The organism is Ahrensia sp. 13_GOM-1096m (genome assembly GCF_000620605.1).
In the GTDB taxonomy this organism is placed as follows: domain Bacteria; phylum Pseudomonadota; class Alphaproteobacteria; order Rhizobiales; family Rhizobiaceae; genus Ahrensia; species Ahrensia kielensis.
Genome location: NZ_JIAX01000006.1, coordinates 577,349 through 599,462, shown reverse-complemented (window position 1 = coordinate 599,462; position 22,114 = coordinate 577,349). Strand labels below are relative to the sequence as shown.

Below are 22,114 nucleotides of genomic sequence, written 5' to 3'. Positions count from 1 at the left end.
TTACATTCTAAACAAGCCGAAGCTTGTCTCCTCTACCGGTGCGTTAAGGCAAGCTTTTAGGCTAAGTGCCACCACATCGCGGGTTTTGCGCGGGTCAATAATACCATCATCCCAAAGACGTGCCGAAGCATAAAATGGGTGTGACTGCTTTTCGAATTGATCAAGAATAGGCTGCTTGAATGCCGCCTCTTCTTGAGCGCCCCACTCCTCGCCGCGCGCTTCTTTTCCTGCGCGTGTCACAGTCGCCAAAACGCCTGCGGCCTGTGCACCGCCCATCACTGAGATACGTGCGTTTGGCCACATCCAAACAAACCGCGGACTAAAAGCACGTCCGCACATGCCGTAATTTCCCGCACCATAAGAGCCACCAATAATGACCGTGATCTTGGGCACATTGGCTGTCGAGACGGCGTTCACAAGTTTAGCACCATCTTTGGCAATACCGCCTGCCTCAACTTTTGAGCCCACCATAAAGCCTGTAATATTCTGCAGAAAAAGAAGCGGAATTTTGCGCTGACAACACAGCTCAATGAAGTGCGTTCCTTTCAGCGAGCTTTCAGAAAATAGCGCGCCATTATTCGCTATGATGCCAACCGGAATGCCTTCAATATGTGCAAAGCCCGTCACGAGCGTCGTGCCATAACGCGCCTTGAACTCATCAAACTCCGAACCATCAACGATACGCGCAATGATATCGCGCACATCATAAGGTTGTTTGGTATCTGCCGGAATAAGCCCCATAAGATCCTGCGCGGGATATGCAGGTGCTTTTGCGGCTTTAAGATTTACATTTGTTGTTGGCGCTTTGCCAAGCGTGCGCACAATCTGGCGGGCCAGTGCAAGCGCATGGGCATCATCTTCGGCCAGATAATCTGCTACACCTGATAGGCGCGTATGCGTGTCTGCGCCGCCAAGCGTTTCAGCGTCCACTTCCTCACCCGTCGCTTCTTTGACAAGCGGTGGTCCGGCCAGAAAAATCATGGCCTGTTCTTTGACCATAATTGTCTCATCACACATCGCAGGCACATAGGCCCCGCCCGCTGTGCAATTACCCATAACAACGGCGATCTGCGCAATACCCTTTGCGCTCATGCGAGCTTGATTATAAAAAATCCGTCCAAAGTGATCGCGGTCGGGAAACACCTCATCCTGATTGGGCAGGTTCGCGCCGCCGCTATCAACAAGATAGAGGCACGGCAGAAGATTTTCCTCTGCGATCTCTTGTGCGCGCAGATGCTTTTTCACCGTCAAAGGGTAATAGGTGCCGCCCTTAACAGTCGCATCATTGCACACGATCATGCAGTCGCGGCCTTCCACCTTGCCGATACCAGCAATCGCACCCGCAGAAGGAATGTCATCGACATAAACATCTTTGGCCGCAAAGAGACCGATTTCCAAAAACGGAGAACCTGGATCAAGCAATCCTTGAATTCGGTCACGGGGCAGCAACTTGCCACGCTTGACATGCCGCTCTTTTGCACGCTCAGGACCGCCCTCAATGATACGGGCAGCCTCTTGAGCCACAATATCATACTGTGCCTGCATAGCTGCAGCGTTGTCGTCATTGGGGATCGTGCTGGATGAAAGGACCGTCATGATTATGCCGTTTCTGCAAAGAGTTCGCGGCCAATCAACATACGGCGGATCTCACTGGTGCCAGCGCCGATTTCATAGAGCTTTGCATCACGCAGCAAACGGCCTGTCGCATATTCGCTCGTATAGCCATTGCCGCCCAAACATTGGATTGCCTCAAGAGCTACCTGCGTTGCTTTTTCAGCGGCATAGAGAATACATCCGGCTGAATCTTTTCGGCTTGTCTCGCCGCGGTCGCAGCCTTGTGCAACAGCATAAACATAAGCACGGCAAGCATTCATCGTGGTGTACATATCCGCAAGCTTGCCTTGCATTAGCTGGAATGTGCCAATTGGTTTGCCGAACTGCTCACGCTCATGAACATAGGGCACAACAATATCCATTGCAGCGGCCATAATGCCGATTGGGCCAGCGGCTAGAACAACACGCTCATAATCAAGGCCGGACATCAAAACATTGACGCCTTTTCCTTCTTCGCCAAGAATGTTTTCAAATGGCACTTCACAATCTTTGAAAACAAGCTCGCATGTGTTTGAGCCGCGCATACCAAGCTTGTCGAGTTTTTGTGCCGTAGAAAATCCAGCCATGTCTCTTTCAACCAAGAAAGCCGTTATGCCTTTAGGACCAGCAGCAGGATCGGTTTTGGCATAAACGACCAATGTCGAAGCATCGGGGCCATTGGTGATCCACATTTTGTTGCCATTGAGCACGAACTTGTCATTGCGCTTTTCAGCGCGCAATTTCATGGACACAACATCAGAACCAGCACCTGGCTCAGACATCGCTAACGAGCCAACATGTTCGCCTGAAATCAGTTTAGGAAGATATTTAGCCTTTTGTTCTGGCGTGCCCCAACGGTTGATCTGATTGATGCAAAGGTTTGAGTGTGCGCCATAGCTAAGGCCAACAGACGCCGATGCACGGCTTATCTCTTCGATAGCAACCGCGTGGGCAAGATAGCCCATATCCGAGCCGCCAAGTTCTTCTGACACAGTAATGCCGTGCAAGCCGAGAGCTCCCATTTTTTCCCACAAGTCTGCTGGGAAATTATTCGAGGCATCTATTTCTGCTGCACGCGGTGCGATCTCATCTTGTGCAAAACGCCGTACCATATCGCGCAATGCACCAATTTCTTCACCAAGGCCAAAATCCATTGTTTGGTTAAACATTATTCTCTCCCATTATGCTTTTGTAACGGCGGTTAATCCAACCGACCCCATGACCATGCCAACGTATAAATCTTCAATTTTCTGCTGAGACAGACGCCCGCCCGAGCGATACCAAGTATTGACACCTGTCAGCATCGCTAGAATTGCCATCGCGGCCACATGGGGATCAGAAGCACTGAACGTGCCCTCATCGGCTCCATGCCTTAAAATTGCCTTGGCTATATTCTCGTAAGTGTGTCGCTTACGTTCAATAATTCGAAATCCCTGATCTTCCAGAGAGCGCAGTTCCATATAAGATAGGAAAACTTCGTCGGGCCTGCTGATATGATAGCGGATGTGGAAGCGAACAAAACGTTCAAGCGCTGCCGCAGCATCTTCGTCGCGCACTTCATTATTCCAAGCTTCCAGCAACGCATCCATATGATTATTTAATAGGGCGACCAGAATTTCCTGCTTGTTGGGATAATGCTGATAAATCGCACTTGCTTGTACACCAACAGCCGCAGCTATCTGGCGCATTGAAACTGCCGCATACCCAAAACGTGCGAACAATTTGCACGCTTGTGTGAGTATAGCTTCTGCAGTGATGCTTCCAACTGAACCGACTTTACGCGCCATTGTAAAATCCACAATTAAATGAACGTTCGTTAAATTAATCTAACGCTATATGATTGTCAAGCAATCACACAGTGGACCTGACATCATATATTTATTGAGCTAGCGCATATCCACGATGACTTTGCCGTCATCAATCATTGTACCGCGATCAACCAAAGTCACTTTTGTTTTGACATGGCAGATCTCACGAAACAGGTTTGAAATCTTTTCAATAGCGGCCGCCTCACCTGTCGCTGTAAGTTGGTTTTCCATTTCACAAAACAACATGATGTCGTCTTTCTCATTGTCGCGATCAATCACCAGCCTCACACGTTGAAGCCCCTCAATTGATTGGCACAAATGATTCAATTGTGTCGGGCGAACAAACATGCCTCTGACTTTCGATGTCTGGTCCGCGCGTCCAAGCCATCCAGCAAGAACCGGCCCTGTTCGCTCGCCAATGGCAGCGCTTCGGTCTTCAGGCTGAATAAACGAAGAAAGATCGCCCGTACCAAACCGGATGAGCGGATAATCTTCGCGCAGTGTCGTGACAACAACCTCGCCAACAGCGCCAAATGGCATTGCGGCGCCTGTTTCAGGATCAACGATTTCAACAATCACATCTTCATCGACAATCAGTTGGCCGCTTGTATCGACTTCATAACCAATCAAGCCAAGTTCAGCCGTTGCATAGCACTGGCGCACATTTACATTCGACTTTTCAAAAAACTCGCGCAAACCCGGCGTTAAAGCACCGCCGCTCACAATCGCTTTTTTAATCGGAACCGGGCCACGATCTGCAGCTTGGCAGGCTTCCAGTAATGTTTTCAGAAAGTCTGGCGTACCTGCGTAAGCGACAGCGCCATATTGGAAAATCGCAGTAATTTGTTGCTCTAACTGTGCATTGCCAGCTGGAATGACTGAACAACCAATTGAGCGAGCACCTGAATCAAAAATCCAAGCACCGGGCGTCAAATGATAAGAAAAAGTGTTGTGAACAATATCACCAGCCTCAAAGCCAGCAGCTATCATTGCACGTGACGCACGCCAAAATTCTGGCTTCATAAAGCCCGGCTCATGAATGGGACCAGGTGAAACAAACAAATAATCAGCAATTGTGCCATCGGCAACGATACCGCCAAATGGCGCCTCATTGCGCTGGATCGCAATTAAATCTTCTTTTCTTAAAATAGGAAGATTTTGCAAGTCGTCCCACGCTGCAACTGGCTTCTTACCGCTATAAGCACGGGCGTAATATTTGTTGTCAGCCAATGTCGATAATTTTGACGTAAGTGCACTGAATTGAGAAGCGCGTCTTTCTTCTTGCGTTTGATACTCGCGCGGATCATCCACATCCATGGGCAGCACTTTTCTGAACGGTTCCATGATTTTTCCTTAAAGCCACCGCTTGCGACGCTTGAATGATTTTATGTTTTTGAAGCTTTTGCGTTCGCCGCTACCGCCGAGATAAAATTCTTTGATATCTTCGTTCTCGCGCAATTCGGCCGCCGTACCATCAAGCACAACCTTGCCGTTCTCCATGATGTATCCATGGGATGCGCAGCTGAGTGCCATTGCTGCATTTTGTTCAACGAGCAAAATTGTTACGCCGAAATCACGATTAAGTTTCTTAATGATGCCAAAGACTTCTTTGACCAGAAGCGGCGACAAGCCCATCGAAGGCTCGTCCATTAAAATAAGTTTCGGGCGAGCCATCATAGCACGGCCAATGGCTAGCATTTGCTGCTCGCCGCCAGATAGATATCCGGCCAATCCAGTGCGCTCTTTCAAACGCGGGAAATAAGAATAAACAAGATCAATATCGTCAGCAATATTGGCGCGATCTTTGCGTGTGAAAGCGCCTAATTTAAGATTTTCTAGCGCGGTCATATCCTGAATGATACGGCGGCCTTCCATAACCTGCGAAACACCAGCGCGCACTGTTGTATCTGGCTCTTGGTTGCTGATTATCTGGCCATCAAACTTGATATCGCCGCGCGTAATTTTACCATCTTCAGACTTCAGCAAGCCGCTGATTGCTTTTAGTGTGGTGGACTTTCCAGCGCCGTTAGCGCCGAGCAAGGCAGTAATTGAACCGCGCTGAACTTCTAAGCTCAAACCACGAAGCACGAGCACATATTCATTATAGACAACCTCAATGTTGTCGACTGCCAATAAGATGTCATTTTCCATGGCTGCTGCTTTCTTGGGCTCAGTGGCGACCTGTAGCATTTCGCTTGCTCCGGGTTGTAAGAAGGTACTGCGGCCGGATGATCCGGCCGCAGATCGATATTTTAGTAACCAATCCAGTCATCACGACGTGGAAGCTCAACCGTAGAAATTTTCTCGATTTGCACCTTGCCGTCGATCAAAGAACCTTTGTTCACAGATACAGTTGTTGTGCCGCGATGGTCTTTTTCAGTCCATGTTGATGGCTCACATACACCTTCCAAACCGGCCGGAACCCAGTCGGTTTTTGCGTACATGCCGTTGCGAATATTTTCGCCTGTCAAACCACCATTGGCTTTCGCCCACTCCATTGCCTCTTTCATATAAAAGGCACTACAAACGCCGCGAATGTAATGGTGTGTTGGTTTTTGAGATTTATCGGAAGTACCTTCCTCATACATCTTTCTAACCAAATCCATGCCCGGTGCATCCGCTTCCCAGAATGGAGATGCTGTTGGGAAAATATAATCCACAGCACCAGATGCCTCGATGGTCAAATAGTCACCGCCCCAAATATTGGCCATGTAAGTGACATCCGCACCAACGGTCTTACAAGACTTCAAAAGCGAGACAACAGAGCCGCCGAGATTCGCCACGAAAGCATAGTTTGCACCAGAATCTTTGATGGTTAGGCACTGCGCTTTAAAGTCACCGGGGGCCATAGGCACCACGATTGGGTTAAGCACTTCAAGTCCAAGCTCCGTAGCATATTCTGCACATGCTTCTTTGGGTGCATTTGGATAAGGGTGGTTATCACCTAGATGCACAAATTTAGGATTATCAAGGCCCTTTTCCTCAGCATCAGTCTTTGCCCACTGAACCATTGCACGGCATGCATCTGAATAGCTTGGGCCGTAGAAAAAGTTATACGGCGCAGGCTTTGTAGTTTTTGGATTAATGCCCGTCGGATCGGTCAGGTGCCCCGAATAAGAAGCTGACCAAGTCGGGATTTTATCTTTCGCAACAAAAGAGATAAGGGCTTCGGTATCGCCTGTACCCCAACCTTGTAATCCGACCATCTTGCCATTGGATGTCCAGCGTTTGTATGTCGCAATCGCCTGCGGCACTTTATAAGCATAGTCGATTTGCTCTAGCTCAATCGTTGTACCATCAATACCGCCATTTCGATTGATGTACTCAACCGCATCTTTGATGCCAGGGCCGTAAAATTTGCTAACGAAAGCCGTTGGTCCAGTATAGTCAACCAAGTTGCCGACAAAGATACTGTCTGGCTCGCTTTGCGCATAGGCAACAACACCGCCCAACATTGTAACTGATGCAAGACCAGCCATTAAAAATGAAAACTTTTTCAAGATATCCTCCCATTATGCATTTAGGTGGCAACGACTCTCCCAAGCAGCCGCCGGTGAAATCCGTTTTAATAAGAGAACGGATATAGCTTTATCGATTTGCGGATTTGACCAACGCGATGCGCGATCCCCTCCGGTTCGAAAATCAAGAATAAAATAATGACGGTACCGACCGTGATCTGCTCGACATATGATTTGCCGTTTTCAATTATCCCAAAGACTGATGGTCCAACCGAGATCAAAAAACCGCTTATAATTTGAACAAGCTGCGGCAAGAGTTCGATAAACATCGCACCAAGGAATGCGCCTGGCACCGAGCCAAGCCCACCGATGATAATCATCGCCAAGAAGTTGATAGAAAGAGCAATTGAGAAAGTCTCAACCGACACGAATTCGATGTAATGCGCATAAAGTGCGCCAGCCACACCTGCAAAGAACGACGAGATACCAAAGGCCAAAATACGATATTTAGTAAGGTTGATGCCCATGATTTCAGCTGAAAGATAATGATCGCGTACCGCAACAAGCGCGCGGCCATCACGCGAGCGTTTTAGGTTGGCAACCGTAATCATCGAAATGACCGCCCAAGCCAGCACAACATAGAAATATTTCTCATCCGTATCGAGCGGAATACCGAAGAAATCCGGCTTTGATGCATCGACACCATAGCCATTGGTGAACCAAGTGGCGCGAGAGAAGAAATCGACCAGAATAAACTGTGATGCCAGCGTTGCGATGGCGAGATACAGCCCTTTAATACGTGCTGCTGGTAGGCCAAAAACCATACCCACAATTGCCGTCATCACGCCTGCAAGCGGGATAGCAATCAGGACAGGAACACCATAATTATTGGCCAGATACGCCGATGAGAATGCGCCAAAGCCATAGAATGCCGCATGGCCCAAACTAATCTGTCCGGTCATGCCAACAAGGACATTAAGGCCCAGCGCAGAAATGCCAGATATACCGACAAGAATAAGCAAGTTAACAACGTAGCTGCTCATCAAAACAGGTGCCAAAATCATCACAGCAAGCGCGGCAGCGGCAGTCCAGCCGATCACCTTAGTCTGAAATAAATATTGGTCCGTTTTATATGTTGTTCGGAAGTCACCGCATGGGCGAAGTGCTGTCGATCCCATGATCAGATCCTCTCAATGTCGCGGGTGCCAAACAGGCCGTAAGGCTTGATGACCAAAATGATGATTAGGACGTAGAACGGCGCGATAGTGTAGAGATTGCCCCACTGTAGATATTGGCCATCTACAAACTCGGCAAAGTTTTCCAACAAGCCGATAATGACGCCGCCAACGATAGCGCCAACGATGGAATCAAGCCCGCCGACAATAACGGCTGGGAACACTTTGATACCGATCACGGCAAGCGATGAAGACACACCACTGACGATGCCAATAATGATGCCAGCAATACCAGAGACAACCGCTGAGATAGCCCAACTCATGGCAAACACTTGTCCAACTGAAACACCAAGACTTTGGGCCGCTTGTTGGTCATAGGCGGTCGCGCGCATCGCAAGGCCGTATTTTGAGTATTGGAAAAAAGCGTAGAATAGCGCCATCACAAAGAAGGAGAGAACCAAGCTCATGATGTAAGCTGTTTCGACTTGCAGCCCGAACAGAGATACGTTTTCAACGGGGAATATCTGCGGGAAGCTGGCGCTTGAATTTCCGAAAGTCCAATTCAAAACCGACTGCATGATAATCGACAGAGCGATTGTCACCATGATGATCGAAATGATCGGCTCGCCGATCAATGGCCGCAAAATTACCGTCTGTATAAGAATGCCGAAGATGGTCATAAAAACCAACGTAAACGGAAAAGCGACATAGAATGGCAGGCCAGCTTTAACGACCATCGCCAGACAAACCCATGCACCCAGAACCAAAAATTCGCCCTGTGCAAAGTTTACAACCTGTGTGGATTTGTAGATCAGCACAAAACACATGGCGACAACGCCATAGAGCATGCCAACGATCAATCCATTTGCCAGTAATTGCGTGAGAAGAAACCAGTTCATGTTATTCTCCTATTCCGCGGCTACAGGCAGAACAGGCACATCCTGACCAGGCAAGTCGCGAACGGCTATAACGGTCTGGATGCGCTGCTGGGAGCCATCTTGGAAGGTGATCATCGTGTCGATATCGACATATCCTTTGTCCGAATAAATCGTATCGATAATGTCAGCGTATTTTTCAGCAACGACAGAGCGTCGCACTTTGCGGGTTCGCGTAAGCTCACCGTCATCGGCATCAAGTTCTTTATAAAGCAGAACAAATTTCTTGATTTGCTGCGCTTCGGGAAGCGTTTTATTGATTTCAGTGATTTCCTTTTCAATCAATTCATACACTTCTGGCCGCGACGACAAGTCGGTGTATGTGGTAAAGGAAATGCGTCGTTTCTCGGCCCATTTTGCCAAGATCGAATAGCGAATGCAGACGATTGCCGCCAAATGATCGCGCCCTGCCCCCAAGATTACGGCTTCGCCGATATAAGGACAAAATTTCAATTTGTTCTCGATGAATTGCGGCGAGAACCTCAAACCGCTTTTCATTTCGGCAAGATCCACGATGCGATCAATCACGACGAGGTGACCGTTTTCATTGAAGTAACCCGCATCACCCGTGAGCATCCAGCCGTCGACAATGTCCTTCTTGGATGCTTCTTCATTATTGTAATATCCAAGAAACATATTGTTGTGACGGGTAATTATCTCACCGATGCCTTCAGCATCTGGGTCTTTGATTTCAACTTTGACTTCGTCGGTAAACGGCACGCCTACCGTGTCAAAATCAACATCGCCTTGCTTATGAATTGTATAAGCGCCCAAAAGTTCCGTTTGGCCATAAAGCTGGCGCAGAGGAACGCCCATTGCGAGGAAGAACTTGAATGTATCTGGTCCAAGCGCTGCACCGCCTGTTGCAGCCGATGTCACACGGCTGAGGCCAAGACGGTCTTTTAGCGCATTGAATAAACATAGTCTTGCACTGGCAGACGTTCTGCCTGCCTCAAACGCATTGATGCCGCGTTTGGAAAAATAATCATACAGCACACGGTTGATCCATGACGAATCCATCATCCGTGCGCGCACGGTGGCAACGATATCTTCCCAGACCCTTGGTGCAAAAAGCACAAAGGTTGGGCCGATCTCTCGCATGTCCGACATTGATGTTTCTGGCGACTCAACAAAGTTGACCGTCATGCGCGAAATAAGCGACATGCCCACCGCATAAATCTGCTCCATTATCCAAGGCATAGGCAGCGTGGACACATATTCGTCCATGTGGGTTTTAGGGTCGACGGTTAGATAATCATGACAGTGATCAATAACACTGCGCGCCGATAACATCGCAAGCTTCGGGTTGGATGTCGTGCCCGATGTGGCGCAAAGAATGGCGACATCATCACCGTTCGAGTTTGCGACGAGCGTATCATAGAGTAATTGATCTTTGGCATGAAGCGCATCGCCCATCTGGCGCAAGTCTTCCAATTGCAGCAAACGCGGGTCTTCATATTTGCGCATACCGCGCGGGTCTTCAAAGATGATTTTTTCAATCGTCGGGCATTCATCCGCAAGGTTCAGAAACTTGTCGACTTGCTCTTCGTCTTCAGCGAACACAAAGCGTGTGCCTGCATAATTAATCAGATAAGCAAGCTCCTGCTCCATCAGATCTCGGTAAAGGCCAAGCGTGCAAGCACCGCATGCCTGCGCGGCGACTTCGCCCGCAACCCAGTCAGGGCGGTTATCGCCAATAATACCAACAACATCGCCTTTTTTAATGCCAAGCTTAGTAAGCCCCAGCGCAATGCGGCGCACATTATTGTTGTAATCCGCCCATGTTTGAGAGACCCAAATACCGAAAGTCTTTTCTCTTAAAGCCGTCTCGCTCGGAAAATTCTTTGCATTATTGGCAAGCAATTTCGGCAACGTGTTGAGGCCATCCCCTTTGGTGGAAATTTTGCTCATTATGCCACCTCTTTTTGCGAAGCGGTTTCAGGCTCATCGTCAAAGTCAGCACCGAGATAGGCCTTTTGAACATGATCATTTGCCATCACTTCTTCAGGCAGACCGTCACAAACTTTCGCACCAAAATCTAAAACCATCACACGGTCAGAGATATCCATAACAACACCCATGTCATGCTCAATCATGATAACTGTCATGCCGAGCTCCTGATTGAGATCGACAACGAAACGGGCCATGTCCTCTTTTTCTTCCATGTTCATACCAGCCATTGGCTCATCAAGAAGAACAAGTTTTGGGCCCAGAGCGATTGCTCGCGCCAGCTCAACACGCTTACGCAAGCCGTATGACAAAGTGCCAGCCTGTGCATTGCGAATGTGCTGAATTTCAAGGAAGTCGATAATGTCTTCTACATGGCGGCGATGCTCTAGCTCTTCTTTTTGAGCGCCTAACCAATAGGCCATACCGGTAAGAAAATTATTCTTTAAAAGATGGTGGCGGCCGACCATAATATTGTCGAGCACGCTCATATGATCGAAAAGTGCGAGGTTTTGAAACGTGCGTCCAATGCCTATTTCTGGTCGCTCACTTGTCTTGCGACCAAGCAGTTCTTCACCAGCAAATTTGATGGACCCTTTATCGGGCGAATAACGTCCTGATATGCAATTTAGCATAGACGTTTTACCTGCCCCATTGGGGCCAATTATGGAAAATAGTTCAGCTTCTTTGACGGAAAAACAAACATTTTGAAGTGCTTTAATACCGCCAAATGACAAACTGATATCGTCAACCTGCAAGAGCATATGACCAAGTCCTCCCAAACTTTCATCTGTAATACTCAAGTAACATTGCACAAGAATTTCAGGAATATTGCGAAATGTTGCAGTTTAAAAAACTGCTCTACAAACGGAGTATTTTCCATGTAAGTGTGGCATCTTATGAATGGCATATCAAAGGAGTTTCGAAAACGTGCGCGCTGAGAATTCAAAAGAAGCACGGGATCTGGCGGCTGAAAACCTTGTCGTTCAACAAGGCATTCAACTCATTCAGCAAGCGCTCTCTATTTTTGACAGTGACATGAAATTGTTGGTTTATAATCAACGGTTTCTGGAAATGTTTGACCTTCCAGAAGAGTTGATTTTTCCTGGACTTTCGTTCTTGGATTTGACTTTATTTTTAGCACGTAGAGGTGAATTCGGCCCCGGCGATCCTACCGAATTAGCGCATGATCGTGTGGAGCGCGCAAGCCGATTTGAAGCGCACTACTTCGAACGTTCGCGTCCCAATAATCGCAGAATTTCTGTTGAAGGACACCCGCTTGAAGATGGAGGCTGGGTTACAATCTATTCCGACATTACGGAGGCTTGGCGCAATGAACAGGTGCTGCGGGCGCGAAGCGACGAACTTTCCGATAAATTGCTTCGCCGTACAGGACAATTATCCGAAACAAACCGTACATTAGAAGCAACAAACCGTGCGTTGTTGAAGGCAAAATCTGAGCTTGAAATTTCAGAGAATCGTATACGGGCCATAACGCGCGCTGTACCAGCGCATATTGCTTATATTGATACGACTTTCACCTATCAATTTTCCAACAATCGCTTCTCTAGCGTCATGGGCATTGATCGTCATGACCTTGTTGGCAAAACAATATCTGGGGTATTTCCAAAGCGCATTGCCAATTTAATCATACCGCAGTTGAAAGCCGCCTTTGCTGGCAAAACTGTGACTTTTAGTTATGAGGTTGAGAACGTAAAAGGCGAGATACAATCTGTACGCACGACGTTTTCACCGGATTTTGGAAAGTCTGGCGTGGCACAAGGTGCTTTCGTTCAATCGCTTAATGTTTCCGCTGAAATGGCAGCTACTGAAATTCAATTACGCGCCAAACGACTGGAAACAACCAATCAGCTGACAAGCGGTTTGGCCCATGATTTTTCGAATATTCTCACAGTAATTTTGGGTAATCTTGAACGCCTTGGCAAACATGTCGATGAACCGCACAGTGAACTTTTGCGTTCGACCGAACAGGCGGCACGGCGCGGAACGCGTATCATAGATAATTTGATGTCCTATGTGTTCAGTCAAAAACTGGATTCAAAATCGACAAACATCTCGAAACTGCTTCGTGACCTTATCCGTCTATTTGCCTCTTCCTTGTCTAGTTCGATTTCCATACAGCTCGATATTGAGACCGAAGATATAGTCTTGCAGTTAGATGAGGGCGCCTTCCAAGATGCCCTCCTCAATTTGCTGTTTAATGCGCGCGATGCAATTGAAACGCACGACGGCGAAGGCGTTATCACTGTCACAGCTAGATTAGAGAGTTCTGCAAATCAGCAAGCTGGTATTTTGATCTCTGTCAGCGATACAGGACAGGGCTTTTCTCAAGATGCTATTTTAAAAGGAACCGAGCCGTTTTTTACAACCAAACCTCAGGGCAAAGGCACGGGTTTAGGGCTTTCAATGGTTCATGGATTTCTTGAACAATCAGGCGGATGGCTTCAGCTAAAAAATGGCACAAATGGCGGTGGGCAAGTTGACTTATACATTCCCATAGAGCGCGCGGAGCAATCCAATACTGCGCTTGACCAGCCCCACTTTGAAACCGAAGGTCACCTCATTCTGATTGTTGACGACGATCCAGAAATGCGCACACTCATCCGTAATTATCTTGGTGATTTGGGATTACCATGTCTGGAGGCCGATGGGGCAGAAGAAGCACTGACGCTTGTCAAACAGGTTGCGGAAATTACCGGCGTTATTAGCGATATTATTATGCCGGGCACGTTAACAGGTGTCGACTTAGCCGCTCAATGGAGGCAGTATCAACCAGAGCTGGCAGTCTTACTAATAAGTGGTTTGCCGCGCCAACATAAATTGCTGCAATCTGCACGCGAAAACCACACAATACTGCGCAAGCCATTTGATAAAGATGTATTCAAACAAACCCTTATAAAAGTTCTCACGAGTTAGTTGATGGTTCAAGAATGACAAATCCAGCCGAAGGCAAGATTGCAATCATAGAGGACGATCCGGACATTGCGGCGAACATACAAATCGCTTTGATGGACTATGGTTTCGACTGCAAAATCTTTTCTAATGCGGCGCAATTTTATGCCGATATCAATGATATGAAACCGGATTTATGCTTGGTCGATCTTGGCCTGCCAGATCAGAACGGCCTTGATGTTATCAAGAAACTGAATGAGAGCGGCAATGTTGCGAGCATCATTATATCCGGAAGACGTGCTTTAACGGATAAAATCGTAGGCCTGGAAATGGGCGCCGATGATTATATTTCCAAGCCATTTGAGACAGCTGAATTGGTCGCTCGCGTAAGAACGGTTATGAGACGCGTAAGCAAAACCCGTCATACGAATGATCAAGCCCGCCAACCATCCAAAGCCAAATTCGATAATTGGACCCTCGATATGGTCAATTACACATTGGCTCATCAGGATGGGACCAGTACACAATTGAGCATGGCCGAAATGGACATTATGAAAATGTTTCTTGAGGGAGCGAACCGTCTTTTCTCGCGTGCCCAGATTTTAGATAATCTAAAACTTGATCCAGACCAGAATTTTGACCGCTCTATTGATGTGCGTATTTCGCGTTTGCGATCAAAACTATGCGAAAGCACGCAAGCACCCAAATTTATTAAAACCGTTTATGGCGGCGGCTATATGTTTGTCGCCAATGTTGAATGGGTGACGTGATTTTAATGAGCGTTTCGGCCCGGCACTTCGATAGTGGTTTTTCCATCTTTTTTGGTAATAACCGGCTCGACAGGCTCAACTGTTTCCCGCACCAGCCCTCTTATGGCTTCATCAACTGAACCGTACTCAGCCAAATCTTTTAGCGTCCAATATGTTGGTGGCAATAACAGGCATTCGCTGCGTTCACTCATCAATAGTGCTTGCTTTGGGGTAAGCCAGCTTGCCGCAACGGCTTCATAATTATCGGGAGCGGGAACTTGACCTTCTGGCATTCTAGCCAGAAAGAAATAGGTATCAAAACGCTTTGGCATTGCCCTTGGTGTTACCCACCGAGAGATAAGATGCAGAGCATCAAAATCGAATGTAAGCCCAGTTTCAATTCCGAACTCATCAATATTAGCGGAATGACCAACAAGCTGTTTGCGCCATACGGAAAGCGCAGCAACGTCCTGCGCGGTTAATTGCTGGCCATCGCGCTTGGCAAGCAGAACACCAACCTCTTCAAATGTTTCGCGTATTGCGGCTGTTTTGAATCTACCCAGCGGATCGTTGGGCAGCAATGCTATATCACCAGTAGAAACCTTACCGCCTGGAAAGACCAAAGCGTTGGGCTGAAAGTCCATCGTCGCTGCGCGGACAGTCATATAGACTTCCGCCCCATCGGCACCATCACGCAGCAACACAATTGTTGCCGCATCAATAGGCGTTACAATGTCTCTTACAGCTTCTGCTTTAACATCCATTGATTTATCGTTCGATGGCGATGGACATTCCTTCACCGCCGCCAATACAAATGGATGCAACACCGCGCTTTAGACCTCGGTCTTCCAATGCGTTCAAAAGTGTAACGATAATGCGTGCGCCCGATGCCCCAATTGGATGTCCAAGTGCACAGGCACCACCGTTCACATTCATCTTTTCATGCGCGATAGAAAAGTGCTGCATAAACACCATAGGCACAACAGCAAAGGCTTCGTTAACCTCCCACAGATCAACATCCTCAACAGACCATCCGATTTTTTTCAGCAAGTTTTCCGTTGCGCCAATAGGTGCCGTGGTAAACCATTGCGGTTCGCGTGCATGGGAAGCATGGCCGATAATTCGTGCGCGCTCGGTAAGGCCTTGCGCCTTTGCTTCTTCTGCGCTTGTTAAAACAATCGCAGCTGCCCCATCAGAAATTGACGATGCATTTGCTGCCGTAACCGTACCGTCTTTATCAAAAGCAGGTTTTAACTGACGAATTTTTTCTGGCCGTGCTTTTTGTGGTTGCTCGTCGTCAATATATTCTATTTCGCCACTGCGAGATTTAACAACAACCTTCGCGATCTCTCGCGTAAATTTACCTGAAGTCTGTGCCTCTTGCGCACGGCTTAAAGATGCCAGTGCATAATCATCCTGTGCTTCACGCGTCAGTTGATATTTGGAGGCGCACATCTCGGCAAACTTGCCCATCAGCGCCCCTTTTTCATAGGCATCCTCCAACCCATCAAAAAACATATGATCGATAAGCTGGGTATGACCGAGCCGCGCACCATTGCGACTATTCAAGGATAGATACGGCGCTCTGGTCATGCTTTCCATACCGCCAGCCACGATAGTTTTCGCTGTGCCTGCAGCGATTTGATCGCAGCCCAAGGCAACAGCCTTCATGCCTGAACCACATACTTTGCTAATCGCTGTACATGGTACATCAAGCGGAATATTTGCAGCGATGCTTGCTTGGCGTGCCGGTGCCTGACCAACGCCAGCAGGCAAAACAATGCCCATCAAAACCTCATCAATATGGCTGGCTGAAAGTTTGCTTTCTGCAATTGCAGCAGCAATAGCAATGCCGCCCAGTTCAGGCGCGCTCATGGTTCCAAGTACACCTTGAAACCCGCCCATTGGTGTGCGCTTTGCGCCCGCGATAACAACATCGACCATTGCGATTTCCTATCGTCCCTTGAACGCAGCTTTACGCTTTTCAGTAAAAGCTGCCATGCCTTCGGATTGATCTTCAGTTGCAAACAATGAATGGAATACACGACGTTCAAAAAGAATGCCTTCTTGCAGGGAGGTTTCGAGTGCACGCTCCACACTCTCACGCGCTAGCAATGTGGATGCCTTACCAAAACCTGCGATTGTTTCGGCTATTTTGAGCGTCTCAGATACAAGCGTTTCATCGGGGAAAATACGTGCCACAAGATTGGCTTCCAAGGCTTCGGCAGCGTTCATCATCTTGCCAGTCAAAATCATATCCATGGATTTGACCTTGCCAACCAACTTGGTCAAACGTTGCGATCCACCCATACCTGGAATAACACCGAGCTTAATTTCCGGCTGACCAAATTTTGCGCTTTCACCGCAATAAATAATATCGCACATCATCGCTAATTCGCAGCCACCACCAAGTGCAAAGCCGGAAACAGCTGCAATTTTAGGCGTGCGCAGCTTTGCAAAAGCATCCCATCCGGCAAAGAAATCCTCATGGAATACATCCATGTAATCCTTGTCAGACATTTCTTTAATATCGGCACCAGCGGCAAATGCTTTTGGTGATCCCGTTATAACAAAGCATCCGACATTTGGATCGCGGTCATACGGTCTTAGCTCGGTTGCAAGCTCATTCATCACTTGGCTGTTCAAAGCATTGAGTGCTTCTGGCCGATTAAGCGTGACGAGAACAACACGTCCTGTTTGTTCAATTTTGATGAGTTCAGGCATCGAAATCTCCTCGTGCAGCTGATTTGAAATGTTCAAGCGCTGCAGAGAAATCTCGCCCGCGGCCGTCTGCATCAACAAATTTTTGATAAAAACCTGCGGCCCGTGCGCCCATTGGCGTGTCCGCATCCACAAGCTCAGCGGCTGATTGCGACAGCAACAAATCTTTAAGCATCAGCTCGGCAGCAAAGCCCGGTTTGTAATCATTATCGGCAGGGCTTTGAGGCCCGACACCTGGCTCTGGACAGTAAGTATTGACTGACCAGCATGAGCCTGAAGATGTCGATACAACATCAAATAATTTTTGAGGGTCAAGCGACAGTTTTTCGCCAAGAGCAAACGCTTCACAAACACCTATCATCGAGATACCAAGGATCATATTGTTGCAAATTTTTGCCGCTTGCCCTGCACCGCCCTCACCGCAATGGACAATTTTTCCGCCCATTATATCAAGCAGTGGTTTTGCCATATCAAATGCGTTCTGACTGCCACCAGCCATAAAAGTTAAACTGCCAGCTTGCGCACCACCGACACCGCCCGACACGGGTGCATCGACGCTCAATACGTTTTTAGAAGAACAAGCGGCATGCACAGCGCGCGCACTTTCAATATCAATTGTTGAACAATCAATCAGCACGCTCGCTGCTGACATGAGCTCAAGCGCTTCGTTGCAAACATCTCTAACGATCTGCCCATTTGGCAGCATCGTTATAACGCAATCCATATCGGTAACGGCCTCATTGATGGATTGAACCTGCTTTACACCTTGTGCCGTTGCACCTGCTGCATCCAGACCAAAAACTTCATGTCCTGCCTTGGCGAGATTGGTCGCCATGGGCGCGCCCATATTTCCAAGGCCAATAAAACCAATGCGCATAATCATTTCCTCCGTTAAAGCTTCAAAACGCCGCCTTCGGGCGCTCGAAGCATCGTGTGAACTTGTGCTATCGTGACGTCATTGATTGAAGCATGCCGCCATTGTGGATTACGATCCTTGTCAATGACAGCGGCCCTAACTCCTTCGAGGAAATCACCGTACTGCATGGCGCGTGAGACAAAGCAGAACTCACGTTTAAGCGCTTCTTCAATCCCTGGCGTGTCACGCGCTTGGCGCACAAGCTCAAATGTTACTTGGCAAGATAAAGGTGAACCGCGTTCAATCTTTTCAACGGCATCTAATGCCCACTCAGACTGAGATAGCTTTAGATCGCTCATCACATCTTCAATGCGGCCGCGTGAAAACACTTTGCTGATTTCAGCTTGGGTGGAAGATAATTCAGATTTTGAGGGCTTTTTGAACAGGCCTTCAATATCATCAAGATTACCGCTCTCGCAGAGCGTTCTTTTAATTTCGGCCAATGTATCGCTTGGTGCAAATTTATCTGCAAAACCACAGTAAATGGCATCTGCGCTATTCATGCGATAACCAGTTAGACCAAGATATTCACCAAGGTAACCCGGCGCATGGGTCAACAGCGATGTTGTGCCCACATCCGGCACCAAGCCGATTGCACATTCTGGCAGTGCAATTTTTGTTTTTTCTGTCACGACACGGTGCGAACAATGCGCGGATATGCCAACACCGCCGCCCATTACGATACCGTTCATAAATGCGATAATCGGCTTTGGGTAACGGCTCATAAAGGCATTGAGACGGTATTCATCACGCCAGTATTTCTGGCCGCTGAAATAGTCCTGCTTCATACCCTGATTGTAGAGGTCAACAATATCGCCGCCTGCGCAGAAAGCCGTTTCGCTTTCAGCGTCAATCATAACGCATTTTACTGTGTCGTCTTCGAGCCAGCTTTTCAAAGCAGTTTCGATTTTCAACACCATATCATGCGATAGCGCGTTGAGAGATTTTGGACGTGTTAGTGTAATATGACCAACAGGCCCTTTTTTGCGTATGGAAATATCGGACACTTATCTATTCTCAGCCATTAATGCGCGTGCAGTGATCATGGACATGATCTCATTGGTTCCCTCAAGGATTTTATGGACACGAAGATCACGCACGATTTTCTCAATGCCGTAATCTTCCAAATAACCGTAACCGCCATGGATTTGCAGCGCGTCATTGGCCACATCAAAAGCGTTGTCAGTGACAAAGCGTTTTGCCATAGCGCAAAATTTGGTTGCATCATGCGTTTTATTGTCCAGTTTTGATGCTGCTTTGAACAATAATGCACGCGCAGCCTGCATGCGCATTTCCATATCAGCCAAGCGGAATTGCAAAGATTGAAATTGATCAATTGTTTTGCCAAATGCTTTGCGTTCAGCTGCATAAGCTACAGATTTATCAAGCGCTGTTTGTGCACCGCCAAGTGCGGCAGCTGCAATATTCAAACGCCCGCCATCAAGACCAGACATCGCATAGCTGAAACCTTTGCCTTCACTGCCAAGTAAATTAGCGGCTGGAATGGCACAATCGTCAAATTGCACCTGCGTTGTGGGCTGCGCTTTCCAGCCCATTTTTTTCTCAAACGCTCCAAAGCTTAAACCTTCGGTCCCAGCTTCAACAAGCACCGTAGAAATGCCTTTGGGGCCATCTTCACCTGTGCGGCACATAACAACATAAAGGTCTGAATAGTTGCCGCCTGAAATGAACGCCTTTGTGCCGTTCAAAACATACTGCTCACCTTTTAGCTCAGCTTTTGTTCGAAGTGCTGCAGCATCCGAGCCTGATCCCGGTTCAGTGAGACAATAGGATGCAACCTTGTCAAAGCTACACAATTGCGGCAACCAATTTTCCTTCATTTCATCCGAACCATATTGGTCGATCATCCATGCACACATATTGTGGATGGAAATGAATGCAGCAACGGCTGGGCATGCCATCGAGAGTGCTTCAAAAACCAACACGGCATCCAGCCGCGTTAAGCCGGAACCGCCATGTTCTTCAGACACATAAATGCCAGCCAAACCCAACTCGCCAACCTGTTTTAACAGTGATCGAGGAATTGTGCCCTCATGCTCCCATTGAGATGCATAAGGCGCAATATGTTCTTCGCCAAAGGCTTTCGCCATGTCAAAAATTGCTTGTTGTTCTTCCGTGAACTCAAAGTCCATGCCACAGCTCCAGCATTTGTTAGTCTGTTCAATTCATCGTTGGTATTGAGAATTCCGCCCCATCCTTGATACCAGAAGGCCAGCGGGATGTTACTGTTTTTGTGCGCGTATAAAATTTGAATGCGTCAGCGCCATGTTGATTTAGATCACCAAAGCCCGAACGCTTCCAGCCACCAAATGTATAATAAGCCAGCGGAACTGGGATAGGAACATTGATCCCTACCATGCCGATATTGATACGGGATGCAAAATCACGCGCAGCATCACCATCACGGGTATAGATTGATACGCCATTGCCATATTCATGGCTCATGGCTAAATCCAAGCCTTCTTCATAGGTTTTGGCGCGCACAACGGATAGCACAGGGCCGAAGATCTCCTCTTTATAGATCGACATGTCTTTGGTTACATTATCGAAGAGACATGCGCCCATAAAGAACCCGTCTTCATAGCCTTGCATTGAAAACTTGCGTCCATCCACAACAAGGTCTGCACCAGCCTCCACACCAGCATCGACGTAGCCTTTAACCCGCGCCAAGGCTTCCTTGGTGACAAGCGGGCCGAAATCCGCATCTGAGCCAGCTGAATATGGAGCGATTTTCAGCGCTTCAACGCGCGGCGTCAATTTTTCCATCAAGCGGTCTGCTGTTTCTTTTCCAACTGGAACGGCAACCGAAATCGCCATACAGCGCTCACCTGCTGCACCATAGCCTGCACCAATCAAAGCATCGGCAACTTGATCGAGATCGGCATCCGGCATGATAATCATGTGGTTTTTGGCACCGCCAAAACATTGAACACGTTTGCCGTTCGCACAGCCGCGCGTGTAAATATATTCTGCAATTGGTGTGGACCCTACAAAGCCAATTGCCTCAATATCTTGATGATCTAAAATGCCATCGACAGCTTCTTTATCACCGTTCACAACGTTCAGAATGCCGTTTGGCAAACCAGCTTCAACCATGAGTTCGGCCAGCATCATTGGTACGGATGGATCACGCTCAGACGGTTTTAGAATAAAAGCATTACCGGCCGCTATGGCAGGGCAAAACTTCCACATCGGTATCATTGCAGGAAAGTTAAACGGCGTAATTCCGGCAACAACGCCGAGCGCTTGCGGCATAGAATGCATATCAATGCCAGGACCAGCGCCTTCGGAGAATTCGCCTTTCATCATATGCGGTGTGCCGATGCAAAATTCAGCGACCTCTAAGCCACGGATTACATCGCCCTTAGCGTCAGGCAAAGTTTTCCCATGCTCGCGCGAAAGAGCTTCAGCGAGCTTATCCATATCTCGGTGCAGTAACTGAACGAAATTCATGAATACGCGTGCGCGTTTTTGAGGGTTTGTCGCAGCCCATTTAGGCTGGGCTGCTTTGGCATTTGCAATTGCATTATCAAGTTCAGACTGGCTGGCCAAGGCAACTTCAGCTTGAACCTCACCTGTCGCAGGGTTGTAGACATCTGCCGTGCGGCCCGATGTTCCAGCAACATGTTGCCCGTCAATAAAATGTCCGATTTGCTTCGTCATACGAGTCTCCAACCATAAAAATCATTGATTGGGGAATGTGCGAGGGCAAGGATACCGCTTGTTTCGACAGACTATCTAGGTGATCTGTTATCGATATATGCCCGCACGTCCTCCCAAACGTGCATATCGATTAGTAAATAAGTATTTCCAAAGAATTTCACGAATGTTGCGAAATATTGCACGAACATGAGAGCGCGAAGAAAATCGCGCCCACA

General features: G+C 47.9%; 19 protein-coding genes and 2 pseudogenes. 4 read left to right on the top strand and 17 right to left on the bottom strand.

Features of this window, described 5'->3' with window-relative positions; genetic code table 11:
* From N530_RS0103260 to N530_RS0103215, 10 genes are all read right to left on the bottom strand, one after another.
* Window positions 1–1,596, bottom strand: coding sequence for a carboxyl transferase domain-containing protein (locus tag N530_RS0103260; protein WP_026479538.1), 1,596 nt, complete (start codon window positions 1,594–1,596; stop codon window positions 1–3).
* Between the two features lie 2 nt (window positions 1,597–1,598).
* Window positions 1,599–2,762: an isovaleryl-CoA dehydrogenase gene (locus tag N530_RS0103255; RefSeq protein ID WP_026479537.1), complete on the bottom strand. Its 1,164-nt coding sequence runs from the start codon at window positions 2,760–2,762 to the stop codon at window positions 1,599–1,601.
* A 12-nt stretch (window positions 2,763–2,774) separates the two neighbouring features.
* Window positions 2,775–3,380, bottom strand: a complete 606-nt coding sequence (locus tag N530_RS0103250; RefSeq protein WP_026479536.1) for a TetR/AcrR family transcriptional regulator — start codon at window positions 3,378–3,380, stop codon at window positions 2,775–2,777.
* A gap of 99 nt (window positions 3,381–3,479) precedes the next feature.
* Window positions 3,480–4,745 carry a phenylacetate--CoA ligase family protein gene (locus tag N530_RS0103245; RefSeq protein ID WP_081773878.1) on the bottom strand — a complete coding sequence of 422 codons (1,266 nt, stop codon included), beginning with the start codon at window positions 4,743–4,745 and terminating at the stop codon, window positions 3,480–3,482.
* Window positions 4,746–4,754: 9 nt separating this feature from the next.
* Complete coding sequence (locus N530_RS0103240; RefSeq protein WP_026479534.1) at window positions 4,755–5,591, bottom strand: ABC transporter ATP-binding protein; 837 nt, start codon at window positions 5,589–5,591, stop codon at window positions 4,755–4,757.
* A gap of 62 nt (window positions 5,592–5,653) precedes the next feature.
* Window positions 5,654–6,880, bottom strand: a complete 1,227-nt coding sequence (locus N530_RS0103235) for an ABC transporter substrate-binding protein (RefSeq protein ID WP_026479533.1) — start codon at window positions 6,878–6,880, stop codon at window positions 5,654–5,656.
* Between the two features lie 86 nt (window positions 6,881–6,966).
* Window positions 6,967–8,037, bottom strand: a complete 1,071-nt coding sequence (locus N530_RS0103230) for a branched-chain amino acid ABC transporter permease (RefSeq protein ID WP_026479532.1) — start codon at window positions 8,035–8,037, stop codon at window positions 6,967–6,969.
* Window positions 8,038–8,039: 2 nt separating this feature from the next.
* On the bottom strand, window positions 8,040–8,933 hold the full coding sequence (locus N530_RS0103225; protein ID WP_018688509.1) for a branched-chain amino acid ABC transporter permease: 894 nt from the start codon (window positions 8,931–8,933) through the stop codon (window positions 8,040–8,042).
* A 9-nt stretch (window positions 8,934–8,942) separates the two neighbouring features.
* Entirely contained in the window at window positions 8,943–10,880 is a 1,938-nt protein-coding gene (locus N530_RS0103220; protein ID WP_026479531.1) for an AMP-binding protein, read from the bottom strand.
* Window positions 10,880–11,680 carry an ABC transporter ATP-binding protein gene (locus tag N530_RS0103215; protein WP_026479530.1) on the bottom strand — a complete coding sequence of 267 codons (801 nt, stop codon included), beginning with the start codon at window positions 11,678–11,680 and terminating at the stop codon, window positions 10,880–10,882. Before N530_RS0103215 ends, N530_RS0103220 begins: the two co-directional genes overlap by 1 nt.
* 166 nt (window positions 11,681–11,846) lie before the next feature.
* Between N530_RS0103215 and N530_RS17340 the strand changes: the two genes are divergently transcribed.
* The 4 genes and pseudogenes from N530_RS17340 (at window position 11,847) to N530_RS19455 (ending at window position 14,599) form a co-directional block, all read left to right on the top strand.
* A complete protein-coding gene (locus tag N530_RS17340; protein ID WP_162150929.1) occupies window positions 11,847–13,853 on the top strand; it encodes a PAS-domain containing protein in 2,007 nt (668 codons plus the stop codon).
* 14 nt (window positions 13,854–13,867) lie between these two features.
* A pseudogene (locus N530_RS19465) lies at window positions 13,868–14,161 on the top strand (response regulator transcription factor); the annotation flags it as partial.
* Window positions 14,135–14,237: pseudogene (locus N530_RS19460) on the top strand (DNA-binding response regulator); the annotation flags it as partial. The pseudogenes N530_RS19465 and N530_RS19460, both read left to right, overlap by 27 nt.
* Window positions 14,228–14,599, top strand: coding sequence for a helix-turn-helix domain-containing protein (locus N530_RS19455; protein ID WP_371179689.1), 372 nt, complete (start codon window positions 14,228–14,230; stop codon window positions 14,597–14,599). The pseudogene N530_RS19460 and the gene N530_RS19455, both read left to right, overlap by 10 nt.
* Window positions 14,600–14,601: 2 nt before the next feature.
* On the opposite strand, the gene N530_RS17335 is transcribed toward N530_RS19455, so the two are convergent.
* From N530_RS17335 to N530_RS0103170, 7 genes are read right to left on the bottom strand one after another with little or no spacing between them, the layout of a single operon-like run.
* Window positions 14,602–15,342 carry an NUDIX domain-containing protein gene (locus N530_RS17335; RefSeq protein ID WP_051540721.1) on the bottom strand — a complete coding sequence of 247 codons (741 nt, stop codon included), beginning with the start codon at window positions 15,340–15,342 and terminating at the stop codon, window positions 14,602–14,604.
* Between the two features lie 4 nt (window positions 15,343–15,346).
* Window positions 15,347–16,522 (bottom strand): acetyl-CoA C-acyltransferase, encoded by a 1,176-nt coding sequence (locus tag N530_RS0103195; protein WP_026479528.1) that lies wholly within the window; start codon window positions 16,520–16,522, stop codon window positions 15,347–15,349.
* A 9-nt stretch (window positions 16,523–16,531) separates the two neighbouring features.
* Window positions 16,532–17,302 (bottom strand): enoyl-CoA hydratase, encoded by a 771-nt coding sequence (locus N530_RS0103190; protein WP_026479527.1) that lies wholly within the window; start codon window positions 17,300–17,302, stop codon window positions 16,532–16,534.
* A complete protein-coding gene (mmsB, locus tag N530_RS0103185) occupies window positions 17,295–18,182 on the bottom strand; it encodes a 3-hydroxyisobutyrate dehydrogenase (protein ID WP_371179687.1) in 888 nt (295 codons plus the stop codon). Before mmsB ends, N530_RS0103190 begins: the two co-directional genes overlap by 8 nt.
* Window positions 18,183–18,190: 8 nt before the next feature.
* A complete protein-coding gene (locus tag N530_RS0103180) occupies window positions 18,191–19,222 on the bottom strand; it encodes an enoyl-CoA hydratase/isomerase family protein (RefSeq protein ID WP_026479525.1) in 1,032 nt (343 codons plus the stop codon).
* Entirely contained in the window at window positions 19,223–20,368 is a 1,146-nt protein-coding gene (locus tag N530_RS0103175) for an acyl-CoA dehydrogenase family protein (protein ID WP_026479524.1), read from the bottom strand. It abuts the gene before it with no gap.
* 28 nt (window positions 20,369–20,396) lie between these two features.
* Window positions 20,397–21,899, bottom strand: coding sequence for a CoA-acylating methylmalonate-semialdehyde dehydrogenase (locus N530_RS0103170; RefSeq protein WP_026479523.1), 1,503 nt, complete (start codon window positions 21,897–21,899; stop codon window positions 20,397–20,399).
* Window positions 21,900–22,114: the final 215 nt, after the last annotated feature.